This is a genomic window from Microbulbifer sp. VAAF005, from assembly GCF_030012985.1.
GTDB lineage: Bacteria > Pseudomonadota > Gammaproteobacteria > Pseudomonadales > Cellvibrionaceae > Microbulbifer.
Genome location: NZ_CP120233.1, coordinates 1,868,013 through 1,881,608 on the forward strand (window position 1 = coordinate 1,868,013; position 13,596 = coordinate 1,881,608).

Genomic DNA, 13,596 nt, shown 5'->3' on the forward strand with positions numbered 1-13,596 from the left:
AACCTATAAAAACGCCGCTCGAGGCGGCGTAAAAAATCTGGATTTATTGGGCCAGGGCCGCCAACTGGTCGGCCTGGTATTCCGTGCGCAATGGCCCGATCACCTCCCCCAGAGACCCCTGCATAATCTCATCGAGTTTATAGAGAGTGAGGCCGATACGGTGATCGGTAACCCGGCCCTGGGGATAGTTGTAGGTACGGATTCGCTCAGAGCGATCACCGCTGCCCACCAGGCTGCGGCGGGCATCGGAAATTTCCTGGGCCGCCGCCGTTTCCTGCGCAGTATTGAGCTTCGCTTGCAACAGTGCCATCGCCTTGGCTTTATTCTTGTGCTGGGAGCGCTCATCCTGACACTCCACCACAATTCCCGTGGGAATATGGGTTAAGCGCACAGCGGAATCGGTTTTGTTAACGTGCTGACCACCGGCACCGGATGCACGGTAGGTATCCACACGCAAATCCGCTTTATTAATTTCAATCGCATCGCGCTCATCCGGCTCCGGCATCACCGCTACCGTACAAGCCGAAGTGTGAATACGACCCTGGGATTCTGTTTCAGGAACCCTTTGTACCCGGTGCGCACCGGACTCAAATTTTAATTTTGCGTAGACATCTTCACCGGCGACACGGGTGATAATTTCCTTATAGCCGCCGTGCTCACCGAGATTTTCGCTGACAATTTCTATTCGCCATCCCTGCTTCTCCGCATAGCGAGAGTACATGCGAAACAGATCGCCGGAGAAAATAGCCGCTTCATCACCACCGGTTCCTGCGCGAATTTCCAGGAAAACATTTTTTCTGTCATTGGGGTCGCGCGGCAACAACAAAGTCTGTAGCTCTCGCTCTAGCGGCTCCACTTGACCTTCAGCTTCGCGCAGCTCTTCCTGGGCCATTTCGCGCATTTCCGGATCATCTTCCCCCAGCATCTCCCGAGCCGCGACCATATCTTCCTGCAACTGTTTGTAAGCGCCGTAGCATTTCACTACTTCTTCCAGCTCAGAATACTCGCGGGAAAGATCGCGGAATTGATCCTGATCAGCAATTACGTCGGCGTCGCCCAACAGCGCAGATACTTCCTCATGGCGCTCAAGCAGGGTTTCCAGTTTATTCAGTAACGATTCTTTCATTGATGCTTTTTCTCTAAATCGATATCGGTGAGATCATCCAACCCAACGACCTCGCGAGCGATACGCAAACGCTCAATATCACCCTCCGCCGTGGCTTTTTTCAGACTGACGGTGGGTGCATGAATTAATTTATTGGTGAGAGAGCGAGCGAGCTGCTCCATCAGTCGACGAGGGTCCTCGCCTTTTTCCAGCTGCAAAAGTACCCGTTCAAGTTCGGAAGTGCTCACTTCCTGGGCTCGCTGCCGGTAGCTGCGAATACTATCCACAGCCTCCAAAGAGCGGCTCTCTTTGGTAAATTCAGCCGCTGCAGCATTTACGATTTCCTGAGCGGCCTCCGCCGCTTTCTCACGGGAGCGCTTGCCCTCATCAATAACTCCGCGCAGATCGTCCACCGTATACAGATAAACATCATCCAGCTCGCCAACTTCCGATTCGATATCACGGGGTACCGCAATATCCACCATAAACATGGGGCTGTGCCGACGCTTGCGCAGCGCCGATTCGACCGCTCCCTTACCCAGAATCGGCAGCTGGCTCGCGGTGGAACTGATAACGATATCCGCGCGCGCCAGATGCTCGGGGATATCCGCAAGCAGGATTGCCTCGGCACCAAAGCTCTCTGCGAGCAACTGGGCCCGGCTCAATGTGCGGTTGGCAACAATGACCTGCTTGATTCCCTGATCGAGCAAATGGCGGGCAACCAGTTCCACAGTCTCTCCCGCACCGATCAACAGGGCAGTCTGCTTTTTCAGGTCGGTGAAGATACGCGAAGCCAGAGAAACAGCAGCGTAGGCAACAGAAACCGGGTTTTCACCGATTGCAGTTTCGGTGCGAACCTTCTTGGCGACGGTAAACACCCGCTGGAAAACCCGGTGCAGTTCACTGCCAACACTGCCGGATTCCCGCGCCACCGCATAGGCGGACTTGATCTGGCCGAGGATCTGCGGCTCACCCAACACCAGGGAATCGAGACCACAGGCAACGCGCATCATATGGCGTACCGCTTCTTCATCGCTGTATACATAGGCACAGCCCTTGAGCTGCTCCAGGGGCACCTGGTGGTATTCAGACAGCCATTGCAACAGGGCTTCTGACTCCACATTTCCGTATATTTCGGTGCGATTGCAGGTAGACAGGATGGCCAGCTCGCGGCACCCCAGTGCTTTTCGCGCATCTCCCAGTGCGCCGGGCATCACCTCGGGGGCAAAGGCCACCCGCTCGCGCACTTCGACCGACGCGCTATCGTGGTTGATACCCAGGGTAAGAATTGGCATAGACTTCCGTTAGCATTAAATCTTAAAAGGCGGAAACCGCACTGGGAGCGCATTTTCATAGGCAGCCGTCTCCCTTGCAAGCGTAAGAGGCAGTAAAATTGCCCGCCGATTTGGCAAGAGCCCCTGCCCACTACCGTTCCAAACCCGATTCACGACTAGAATTATATGGCGATAATCGTTTAAAACACGCCAGTAATACCCCGCTTTCAGCGACAACGTAACGTATGGACACGATCTATGCTCCCACCTCGCGCACATCAGCTTCCAGCCCGAATTTCCAGCCACTTGCTCAAGCTTGCCGCTTTCCTTGTAGCATCCGTAATACTTGTTTCTTGCACCCAGCACCAGACGCCGGCCACCCCCTCTACAGAAATCGCGAGCACAACACTGGAGCCGAGCAACCTTAAGGGTAAGGAAACTACTGAGTCAGAAGAGCCGGAAGCTAAAACCTTCCCAATTGATACCTTCTACACCCTTCTGGTGGCCGAAGTCGCTGGTATCCGCGAGCAGTACGATGTCGCACTGGCCAACTACTACCACCAGGCGGAGGTCACCAAAGATCCCGGGGTTGCCGCCCGCGCTACACGCATTGCCCGCTTTTTAAATGCCCGCCAGGCCGCCTTGGATTCGGCCCGGCTATGGGTAGAGCTTGAGCCACAAAACGCCGATGCACAGCTGGCCCTCACAGCCGAGCTGACTTTGTCCGGCGACTTGCACACAGCCCTGATTCACGCCAGTAAAACCCTGGAACTCGGCGGCAACCCGCCCATGCAATCTCTCGCGGCAACCGCAATCGGGCACGAGCAACTCACGGAACAAGCCAAGCGGGAGTTTGCCCGGCTGGCAAAAGTCTACCCCCTCGATGACGAGGTCGTGCTCGCCTACGCCATGGTACTGCGCACCGAAAGAGAATTCGCCCGCGCCCTGTCCCTGGTGCGCCGCGTCCAAGAGCACCATCCAGACCAACTGGATGCACCACTGCTGGAAAGTCACCTATTGGTTGATCAGGGCAAGCGCAAGGAAGCCATTTCCCTACTCGAACGACTCGTCGGCATCCATCCCTCCGAGAGTCGCTTGCGCCTTCAATACGCCCGCCTGTTGATTCGGGAGGACCTGGCCCTGGCACGCAAGCAGTTTGCTGAACTGGTTAAGCAGCGCCCTGAAGATGGCAACCTGATTTTGTCGTTGGCCCTAATTCAGTACGAGACCGAGCAAACTGACGAGGCCAAAGTCCTCTTTACCCAACTACTTGAATTACAGCAGCACGAATCCGCTGCTTATTTTTACCTGGGCAGCATTGCAGAAAAATCCGGGGATTTTTCCCATGCAATTAAATATTTCCGCGAAGTGGGGCCCGGCAGTGATTACGTAGAAGCCATTACTCGCGGTACGGAATTGCTGGCGAGCCTCGGACAGTACAGCACTAACCGGAAATGGTTTGCTGAACTGAGAAAAAAACACCCCACTCAGGAAGAACATTTTTACCTGATGGAGGTCGAATTACTTCGCAAAAGTGGTGAAGCCAGTATGGCTTTACAGCGAGTAGACGAGGCATTACAAACCAACAGCACCAGCGGTCGCTTGATGTACACCCGCGCGCTGCTGCATGACCAACTCGGCAACGCACAACAATTTGAAAAGGACTTGAGAAACCTGCTGGAAAGAAATCCCGATAACGCCACAGTTCTCAACGCGCTCGGCTATAAACTGATTGAAGATAAATCCCGGCAGACAGAAGCCTACCAATTGATTAGCCGCGCTTTGGAACTCGAGCCTGAGGACCCGGCAATAATCGACAGCATGGGGTGGATAGAGTACCGTCTCGGCAATCACGAAGCTGCGGAAAAGTATCTGCGGCAGGCGATGGAAAAGTTGCCCGACCACGAAATTGCCGCACACCTCGGTGAAGTACTCTGGGTTCAGGGAAACAGAGAAGCCGCCATGAATATGTGGAGAAAAGGCCTTCTGCTGAATCCCCACAGCAAAATTATTCCGGCTGCCATGAAGCGCCTACAAATCAAAGAGTCACTGGAACAACATGCATCAGATAGCTGACAAGACAACCGCGCGAAGATTCTATCTGTTATTGCTGGCATGTCTGGCAATAATGATTTCCGCCTGTGCCGGACAAAAAACCAAACAGGAACCGGAGCCAGGTTCCCCCACTGAAAATCAAAATCCAACACCGCAAACAGTAGCTGAATTTACCCAGTGGAATCTCAAGGGCAAACTGGGTGTTCGCTCCCCCAAAGAAAACGGCAGTGCCAACCTGGCCTGGCTACAGGGCGGTGCAGAGAATTTTCGCCTTCATCTCAGCGGTCCGCTCGGAGCAGGCACCACCGTCATCACCGGCTCAGCCGGTGGCGTCAGTTTGGTGCGCGGTAGCGAGCCGCCAATTTATGCGCGCAACCCGGCACAGCTAACCCAGGAAGCACTGGGCTGGCCCCTGCCCGCCCGGGAGATGTTCTACTGGGTGCGCGGTCTTCCCGCGCCCGGCGCCAAAAGTGGTGAGCAGCGCAACGCCCAGGGCCAGCTGCAAAGCCTGCAACAATCCGGCTGGGCTTTGAGTTTTAGTGAGTATCGCAGCGAAGGCTCCTTTATGCTGCCAACTCGGATCAAAGCACAAACCAACAGTCCCACGGGCCCGGTATCCGTCACCCTGGTGATTAAAGACTGGGGGTTGTAGAGACTCTGCCAATGCCCAAATCGCAGCATGCAGGTATTATGGCGATCCTGTAATTGATTGACTCCTTTTTGCCTCATGCTGCTAACCCTGTCCGCCCCAGCAAAACTGAACCTGATTCTGCGCATTCTCGGCCGTCGCCCGGATGGCTATCACGAGTTACAAACCCTGTTCCAACTTCTCGATTTCGGCGACTTATTGGAATTCAGTGAGCGCAGCGATGGCATTGTCAGTGTCGATGCCGGCCAGCTGGATGTAGCTGAAGAAGACAACCTGGTTTATCGCGCAGCCCAATTGCTGCGCAAACAAGCTGAGCCGGACCGACAAAATTCTCTCGGCGCCTCTATTCGGTTGATAAAGAAGTTGCCTCACGGCGGCGGCATCGGTGGAGGCAGTAGCGATGCCGCCACCACTTTGCTCGGGCTCAACTACTTATGGCAGTGCAATTTATCGATCGATAAACTGGCAGAGCTGGGACGACAATTAGGAGCCGATGTTCCAGTTTTTGTGTGCGGGCGCACCGCTTGGGCGGAAGGGGTTGGTGAAAAATTAACCCCAATAACCACCGAGCAACGCCACTACCTGGTTGTCTCAACTGGTTGCGAAGTGAGCACTGCAAAAATTTTTCGCGATTCACGTTTGACAAGAGATTCAGTCGCAATTACATTAGCGGCCCTTCGCGAGGAGCAGGCCAACGAGATGCGACTCGGCAGCGAAAAACTGGAAACATTTTCCGGCAATGACTGCCAGCCATTAGTTGAGAAGCTCTACCCTGAAATACGCGATGCCAGAGAATGGCTCGAGCAATTTGCTCCGGCACAACTCACCGGCACCGGGGGCTGCGTTTTTGCGGCATTCCCTACGGCAGAGGCGGCCACTGAGGCACACACCAAACTGCCTGAGGCGTGGCAGGGTTTTACGGCAGCGGGTGTATTGGTTTCACCGACACATCAAGCGCTAGCGAAAATCTCCTCAGATTTTTGAGGAAACATTACTGGGGCGTAGCCAAGCGGTAAGGCAGCGGGTTTTGATCCCGTCATGCGAAGGTTCGAATCCTTCCGCCCCAGCCACTTTCTTTATATGCAATGGCACAGTCAAAAACCGGTTCCGACATGATTCAGTCTACGCTGATCCAGCCGGCCCAGGCCATTCGCACAGGGCTTTACAGAGCCACTCCCCAATTTTTAAAGAATCCTGAAGGCAGGCTTGAATGCAAGCGCCCGATGGTTGTGCGAGCACGCACCCAGAGCAACCCGTTGAGCAAGGAAAAAAACTGTGGCCAAAACCCTGTTTTTATCCGCGCAACAGTGCGCCGCTCAACGCAAAAGTGTTGCAGCAAAAACCCTGACTGCTAGCAAATATGCAGGCATCTACACTTCAATTCACTTCAAGACAGAATTAAAGGAACTCGCAGTGGCTGACTTAATGGTCTTTACCGGCAACGCAAACCCGGAACTGGCACAGAAGGTTGTCGACCATATGGCGATCCCCCTGGGTGAAGCCACGGTCAAGCGCTTCTCCGACGGCGAGATTGCAGTAGAAATTACCGATAACGTACGCGGCCGCGACGTTTTCGTGGTGCAATCCACCTGCCAACCTACCAACCGCAACCTGATGGAACTGATCCTGCTGGTAGACGCCCTCCGCCGCGCCTCCGCCGGCCGCGTCACCGCTGTAGTCCCCTACTTTGGCTACGCCCGCCAGGATCGCCGCGTAAGATCCCAGCGCGTGCCGATTTCCGCAAAAGTGGTTGCCGATATGATGGTGAGCGTAGGTATCGACCGCGTATTAACCGTCGACCTGCACGCGGAACAGATCCAGGGCTTCTTCGACGTTCCTGTGGATAACGTTTACGGCTCCTCGGTCCTGCTCGACGATATCGAGCGCCAAAAATACCAGAACCTGGTGGTGGTATCCCCGGACATCGGCGGTGTTGTACGCGCCCGCGCTGTGGCCAAGAGCCTCGACTGCGAACTGGCTATCATCGACAAACGCCGTCCGGCGGCCAATGTTGCCGAAGTCATGAACATTATCGGTGAAGTCAGCGGCCGCACCTGCCTACTGGTAGACGATATGGTCGACACAGCCGGCACCCTGTGTAACGCCGCCAACGCCCTGAAAGAGCACGGCGCCGAGAAAGTTGTCGCTTACTGTACCCACCCGGTACTGTCCGGCAACGCCATCACCAACCTGAACAACTCCGTTCTGGATGAGCTGGTGGTTACCGACTCCATACCCCTAGGTGACAAAATGGAGAAGGCACCAAAAATTCGCCAGCTGACCCTGTCTGCAATGCTGGCCGAGTCCATGCGCCGTATCAGCAATGAGGAATCCCTGTCCGCAATGTTCCGCTAGGAGCTTGCCGGTCAAGGTATCCCCGCGCCCCGCATGCCGGGGCACTTTGCCTTTAGCGCTGATTCCCGTAGAATACGCGCCCGCCCGGCACTGCCGGGCGATTACTTTTGGGCCCAGTGCCCATTTAACATCCATGCCAGAGCGGTCCGGTCGCAGGTCACTCTGGACAGACAACCCGAGGTTTATCCCATGTCTGATATTAAATTGAACGCCATTGCCCGCAGCGATGAAGGGAAAGGTGCGAGCCGCCGCCTGCGTCGCCTGGAAGGCCGTGTACCCGGCATCATCTACGGCGGTGAAGCAGAGCCTGCTTCTATCTCCGTGCTGCACAAAGACCTGACCAAAGCTCTGGAAAACGAAGCTTTCTTCTCCTCCATGCTGACTGTTGACGTAGACGGCAAAGAAGAGAAAGTTATCCTGCGCGACCTGCAGCGTCACCCGGCTAAAGCCCTGCTGCTGCACATCGACTTCCAGCGCGTATCTGCCAACACCAAAGTACACGTTAAAGTACCTCTGCACTTCCTGAACGAAGACAGCAGCAAAGGTGTTAAGGCTGGCGGTATCGTTTCCCACACCCTGACCGAGCTGGAAGTTAACGCTCCTGCCGGCAAGCTGCCTGAGTTCATCGAAGTGGACCTGGCCGACCTGGAAATGGACGGCGTACTGCACATCTCCGACCTGAAACTGCCGGAAGGTGTTGAGTCTGTGGCACTGAGCCACGGTGCAGACCACGACCTGGTTGTAGCTTCTATCCACAAGCCTCGCGGCGCTGTGGAAGCTGAAGCCGAAGCTGGCGAAGGCGAAGAGTAATCGCCTTGGCTGCGGCACCGGATACTCCGATCCAGTTGATTGTCGGCCTGGGAAACCCCGGACCGGAATACGATCGGACGCGACACAACGCCGGTGCCGACTTTGTTGTCGAGCTGGCCCGCCAACAAGGCACCCAGCTCAGCCTCGACAGCAAATATCACGGCCTCACTGGCCGTGTGCGGGTCGGCAGCCAGGATATCCGGCTGCTGATTCCCACCACCTATATGAATCGCAGTGGCCAATCTGTCGGCCCACTGGCGAACTTCTTCAAGATTCCCCCGGAAGCCATTCTGGTCGCTCACGATGAGCTGGACCTGGCCCCCGGTATCGCGCGCCTGAAAGCCGGCGGCGGTCACGGTGGACACAACGGCCTGCGGGATATCATTTCTGCACTGGGCAACAACCGAAACTTTATGCGCCTGCGACTCGGCATTGGCCACCCCGGCAGCTCGAGCGAAGTGGCCCGGTTTGTACTCCAGCGAGCCCCCAGGGCGGAACAGGAAACACTGGCTGATGCGATCGATCGCTCGATCGACGTTCTGCCCACCGCCGCTTCCGGCGACTGGGGCGCAGCCATGAAAACGCTGCACACCAACAAATAGATCCCACCCGCCGGCTTGCCTTTTGCCGCGGAAATCTCGATAGTGTGCTGCGCTAAATTTGCCGGTATTTTCCCGGCTGGCCCGGACCCTGTGGTGGCCGAGACACCCCGCCCATCCAAAATCCCGCCAGCGCAACCACTACCGGACCTCAAACGCAATTAGCAGAGCGCGCTGTATGCGCCTCGGGCAAACGGAAAAATATCACCATGGGTTTTACTTGCGGTATTGTCGGCCTACCTAATGTGGGCAAATCCACCCTATTCAACGCATTGACCAAAGCGGGTATCGATGCGGAAAACTTCCCCTTCTGCACCATCGAGCCCAATGCCGGTGTCGTGCCGGTACCAGATCCCCGCATCGACAAGCTGGCTGAGATCGTCAAACCGGAAAAGGTAATTCCCACCACCATGGAATTTACCGATATCGCCGGCCTGGTTGCGGGCGCCTCCAAGGGAGAAGGCCTGGGTAACAAGTTCCTCGCCAATATCCGCGAGACCGACGCTATCGCCCACGTTGTGCGCTGCTTCGAAGACGATAACGTTATCCACGTCGCCAACAAGGTACACCCGGTAGCGGATATCGAGGTGATCAACACCGAGCTGGCCCTGGCCGATCTGGACACCGTGGAAAAGGCCCTACAGCGCTTTACCCGCGCCGCCAAGGGACAGGACAAGCACGCGATCAAGATGAAAGCGCTGCTGGAAAAAATCCAGCCACACCTGGATGAAGCCAAGCCACTGCGCTCTTTCGAGCTTTCAGAAGACGAGCTGGCGGACCTGCGCGAACTGAGCCTGCTCACTATCAAGCCCACCATGTATATCGCCAACGTGGACGAAGATGGCTTCGAGAACAATCCGCACCTGGATGCTGTAGCAGCTATCGCCGCTGAAGAGAACGCGGTACTGGTACCTATCTGCAACAAGCTCGAAGCGGAAATTGCCGAGCTGGACGACGAAGAGAAGCAGGAGTTCCTGGAAGAACTGGGTATGGAAGAGCCGGGGCTGAACCGCGTGATCCGCGCCGGCTACCAACTGCTGGGCCTACACACCTACTTCACCGCTGGCGTGAAGGAAGTTCGTGCCTGGACCATCCCACTGGGCGCCACCGCTCCCAACGCCGCCGGTAAAATCCACACCGATTTTGAAAAGGGTTTTATTCGCGCAGAAGTGATCAGCTACAGCGATTACATTGACAACAACGGTGAGGCCGGCGCTAAAGACGCGGGTAAATGGCGCCTGGAAGGCAAGGACTACATTGTCGCCGACGGCGACGTAATCCACTTCCGTTTTAACGTCTAACCGCCTCTCCTTTTTTTGCCTCCCCATCCCGGGGAGGCCCGCCACCCGTGTAAATTCTATGGCTCAATCAGACTGGAAAGTCGGCCTGCCGCTGGCACTGATTACCGTATTTATGTGGGCAACCCTGCCCATCGCTCTCAAAGGGCTTCTCGAATACATCAGTCCCGGTACCGCCACCTGGTATCGCTTCGCCGGTGCAGCACTGTTAGCGGGCGTCTACTACGGACAAGCGCGCAAATTACAGCTCAAGCCACTATTCAGTCGCGGCTTGCTGCTTTTTACCTTCCTCGCCGTTGCCGGCCTCCTTGTGAACTACCTCGCCTACGCAAGTGGACTCAATTACATCACCCCTGGTGCCGCCCAGGTTGTGATCCAGCTGGCCCCCCTGCTTCTGCTGATATCCAGCGTGCTTTGGCTGGGAGAGCGCTTCTCTCTGCGTCAGTGGAGCGGCGTGGTACTGGTAGTAATCGGGCTGCTGCTATTTTTTAACCAGCGCCTGGAAGAGCTGACCAGTGGCGCCGGCGGCGAATACCTGCTGGGGCTCGGCTATATCCTGATCGCCGCTGTCACCTGGGCGATTTACGGCTTTTTCCAGAAAAAAATATTGAGCCGCGCAACGCCCCAGGATCTACTGGTGGTAATTTATATCGCAGGGACCCTGCTCTTCCTGCCCATGGCGGAGCCAATGAAGGTTTCTCACCTGGGCTGGCTCGAGTGGGTGCTATTGGCATTTCTCACCGCCAATACGCTGATCGCCTATGGGGCTTTTAGCAAGGCACTAGCGCACTGGGAGGCATCCAGTGTCAGCGCAACCTTGTCATTAGTGCCAGTCATCACCCTATTGTTCAGTACGCTGATCAGCTCTATCTGGCCCAACTATATTGCAGTTGAGCCGCTCAACTGGATCAGCTGGGCCGGCGCCGGCGCCGTAGTACTCGGTTCCGCCCTCGCCGCAATCAGTTCCAGGCGCGGTTCTGAGCAGTCCCGGGCATCAGATGAAAAAAATCGCTAACTATCTGAAAAGAATACAAAAAAGTGTTGACACCCCCGGCCCATCGTTTAATAATGCGCGCCCTCGGGACAGCCGAGACAACAAAAGAAATGGCAAGGTAGCTCAGCCGGTTAGAGCGCAGCACTCATAATGCTGAGGTCGGGAGTTCGAGTCTCCCCCTTGCTACCATTTCAAATCACAGAGACTATTCTTTGTGAACCTTGAAACTGGGGCGTAGCCAAGCGGTAAGGCAGCGGGTTTTGATCCCGTCATGCGAAGGTTCGAATCCTTCCGCCCCAGCCATCTTCCCAAATTATCTAGCAGGCCCAAGTCTGGGCAGCAATCAAAAGCCCAACCGTTTTTTATCTGATTCTACGAATAGTTCGCCAGAGTTCGTCCGGCGAACGCAATCCAAAAATCAACTACTTGGGCAGCACCACACCATTCGCTTCCATAACGGTCGCTCCGGTTCTATCGGGCTCAAGGGCAGTAGTACCTGAAGTTGCTGCAGGCGTTCGCACTTGTTCCCTGCGCAAACCCAGTGCCCGCAGCCACTCGAAGCCCGCCAGGCAGCACAGCAATGCCAGCAGCACTAGCGGGCCGCCATATCCCTTCATAGCCTCACTCTCGGACATACAAGTCCACACAAGCTGCACAACGCACAGGAAGGCCACAATCAACAGGGTCGGCTTGCGTCCCAGCAAGCTAACAACAAAAACACCCAGGGGCGCCCCCAGGGCCACTACCGGTGCCGCCGCCAGCCAATTCCCAAACACCCCAGGCTGCCAATCTCCCGCCAGCGACTTCACTATTACTCCGAGTACCGAGCAAAATGCCATGATCACCACGGATGTAGGGATCGCCACCTTGAGATCCACCCTGCTCAACAGCACAAGAGCCGCATACACCAGCATGTCCACACCCACACCGGTAACTGCCACCACGCAAAAGCCGGCAAAAGCACCCAATAGCAAGCCGACACGAAAATCAGTCGGACACTGGGGGTCCCCCGCGTGCTCACAATCAGTAATTTCGCTGAGGCGATACAAATGAAAAATGCCAAAACTGCCCCAGAGAACGGCAAAGGAGAGTTTCACCCAGAGTTCGGGTATCAGAGGGGCAAACAGCAGGATACCGGCGGGAGTCGCCAATAGGGAGCCCAGCAGCGCCCCCCGCAACATCGACCAAGCCAGCTGCTGGCGTCGGCAGAGAATAAACAAACTGGCGCTGACCATCCCTATCGATTGAACCGCAAAACTAAAGTCACGACCCAGGCTTGCCGGCATATCAAAAAACAGCACCAGCACGGGAAACCCAACTGTCCCGCCGCCCATCGGCGTAGAACCAGCGGCATAGCTACCCAGCGCCATCGCCATCGCCATGGACCAATGCTCGAGCGCCAGGGCCAGGTTCTCACCCTGTGAAATCAGGAACAACCAAACACCGTAAAACAGAACCAACCAAGCGAGCCAATAGCGAAGAGAGAATCGCGCCACGTTTTTCATCTTATTATTTGTGAGCTAAAGCGTCAGGGGGAGACAATAGTGGTACGAGTGTGAGATGGGATCAAGATAAGATTTGGCGAGTTCGCCTATTGCGGTCAGGAGGGGCGCCCGACAGCCACAGCTGCCGGGCAAAGTGCAATTAGTTCAAACGCTTCTTGCGAATCAGGTTTTGAACCTGCATAGAGGACATCATAGAGGCGTAGATTGCCGGCAGCGCGCCACGCTTACGCAGCTCCAGGAAGTCTTCATCAGACAGATTGTTAAGCTTCTCTTCATCGATAACAAAGAAACCTGTCAGATCATAAGGCTTGTCATCTTCGCTCACACGGAGAGTTAGTTTCTTCTGGGTCAGCAAGTCCTTGGAAACCAGGAACTCGATAAAAGAGTCAGTCACTGCAACACGCTGTGCAGTTTCAACCACTGCCTGGGCACGATTCTTCAGGAAGTCAGTTTGCTCACCTTCCCCATCGAACAGCGCCTCACCTTCAGAGTCGCTCAGCATCTTGGAATCTTCGTCGATGCACAGCACAGCCTGATCGGCATTATCTGGGTTCTTCACCAAAACAAACGGATAAGTACGCACCTGAAGAGGAATGTAGCTGCCATTCCAGCCATCAGCGCCGGAGAACAGGTTTTCACCAGGGCGCAGGCCGGTGAGCGCCACAACTTTAAATTGATCAGTATTCTGATCTTTAACAAACAGGATCGGGTAGCTCTGGGCTGCCTGTACGATCTCCTGAACCACCAGCGGTAGAACATGATTACCGCTTACATGGTCAAAAGTAATGTCTTGGGTGAGTTTCAGGTTGGCATGTGCCTTTTTGTCCAAAGCTTTGATCTGTGCCATAAGTACAACTCCTAGCTACTTTTATAGTTACTAAATTTTCAGAGATACCCTAACGTACCACTCTTTTACGCATCAATGATGACAAGTGCTTCCCGACAGTCGCCG

12 protein-coding genes and 3 tRNA genes are annotated in these 13,596 nt (G+C 55.4%); 11 read left to right on the forward strand and 4 right to left on the reverse strand.

Going from position 1 to position 13,596, the window contains the following annotated elements:
- Positions 1-43: 43 nt before the first annotated feature.
- Positions 44-1,126 carry a peptide chain release factor 1 gene (gene prfA, locus P0078_RS08285; RefSeq protein ID WP_282933938.1) on the reverse strand — a complete coding sequence of 361 codons (1,083 nt, stop codon included), beginning with the start codon at positions 1,124-1,126 and terminating at the stop codon, positions 44-46.
- Entirely contained in the window at positions 1,123-2,400 is a 1,278-nt protein-coding gene (gene hemA, locus P0078_RS08290) for a glutamyl-tRNA reductase (RefSeq protein ID WP_282933939.1), read from the reverse strand. Before hemA ends, prfA begins: the two co-directional genes overlap by 4 nt.
- 237 nt (positions 2,401-2,637) lie before the next feature.
- Between hemA and P0078_RS08295 the strand changes: the two genes are divergently transcribed.
- The 11 genes from P0078_RS08295 (at position 2,638) to P0078_RS08345 (ending at position 11,442) form a co-directional block, all read left to right on the forward strand.
- Positions 2,638-4,455, forward strand: a complete 1,818-nt coding sequence (locus P0078_RS08295; RefSeq protein ID WP_282933940.1) for a tetratricopeptide repeat protein — start codon at positions 2,638-2,640, stop codon at positions 4,453-4,455.
- Positions 4,439-5,086, forward strand: coding sequence for a lipoprotein insertase outer membrane protein LolB (gene lolB / locus P0078_RS08300; RefSeq protein ID WP_282933941.1), 648 nt, complete (start codon positions 4,439-4,441; stop codon positions 5,084-5,086). The genes P0078_RS08295 and lolB overlap by 17 nt, the downstream gene beginning before the upstream one ends.
- Before the next feature lie 57 nt (positions 5,087-5,143).
- Complete coding sequence (gene ispE, locus P0078_RS08305) at positions 5,144-6,067, forward strand: 4-(cytidine 5'-diphospho)-2-C-methyl-D-erythritol kinase (protein WP_353057055.1); 924 nt, start codon at positions 5,144-5,146, stop codon at positions 6,065-6,067.
- A gap of 11 nt (positions 6,068-6,078) precedes the next feature.
- Positions 6,079-6,153: transfer RNA gene (locus P0078_RS08310), tRNA-Gln, on the forward strand.
- A 355-nt stretch (positions 6,154-6,508) separates the two neighbouring features.
- A complete protein-coding gene (locus P0078_RS08315; protein WP_282934570.1) occupies positions 6,509-7,438 on the forward strand; it encodes a ribose-phosphate pyrophosphokinase in 930 nt (309 codons plus the stop codon).
- Between the two features lie 189 nt (positions 7,439-7,627).
- The gene (locus P0078_RS08320) at positions 7,628-8,248 is read left to right on the forward strand and encodes a 50S ribosomal protein L25/general stress protein Ctc (RefSeq protein ID WP_282933942.1); all 621 of its coding nucleotides are present in this window, start codon (positions 7,628-7,630) and stop codon (positions 8,246-8,248) included.
- A 5-nt stretch (positions 8,249-8,253) separates the two neighbouring features.
- Entirely contained in the window at positions 8,254-8,850 is a 597-nt protein-coding gene (pth, locus tag P0078_RS08325) for an aminoacyl-tRNA hydrolase (RefSeq protein ID WP_282933943.1), read from the forward strand.
- Positions 8,851-9,056: 206 nt separating this feature from the next.
- Positions 9,057-10,148, forward strand: coding sequence for a redox-regulated ATPase YchF (gene ychF, locus P0078_RS08330; protein ID WP_282933944.1), 1,092 nt, complete (start codon positions 9,057-9,059; stop codon positions 10,146-10,148).
- Positions 10,149-10,206: 58 nt separating this feature from the next.
- On the forward strand, positions 10,207-11,160 hold the full coding sequence (locus tag P0078_RS08335) for a DMT family transporter (RefSeq protein ID WP_282933945.1): 954 nt from the start codon (positions 10,207-10,209) through the stop codon (positions 11,158-11,160).
- A 91-nt stretch (positions 11,161-11,251) separates the two neighbouring features.
- Positions 11,252-11,328, forward strand: a tRNA-Met gene (locus P0078_RS08340).
- 39 nt (positions 11,329-11,367) lie between these two features.
- A tRNA-Gln gene (locus P0078_RS08345) sits at positions 11,368-11,442 on the forward strand.
- A 119-nt stretch (positions 11,443-11,561) separates the two neighbouring features.
- Here P0078_RS08345 and P0078_RS08350 read toward each other — a convergent pair.
- Both P0078_RS08350 and P0078_RS08355 read right to left on the reverse strand, forming a co-directional pair.
- The gene (locus P0078_RS08350) at positions 11,562-12,644 is read right to left on the reverse strand and encodes a sulfite exporter TauE/SafE family protein (protein WP_282933946.1); all 1,083 of its coding nucleotides are present in this window, start codon (positions 12,642-12,644) and stop codon (positions 11,562-11,564) included.
- 139 nt (positions 12,645-12,783) lie between these two features.
- Positions 12,784-13,491 carry a SapC family protein gene (locus tag P0078_RS08355; RefSeq protein ID WP_282933947.1) on the reverse strand — a complete coding sequence of 236 codons (708 nt, stop codon included), beginning with the start codon at positions 13,489-13,491 and terminating at the stop codon, positions 12,784-12,786.
- Between the last annotated feature and the right edge of the window lie 105 nt (positions 13,492-13,596).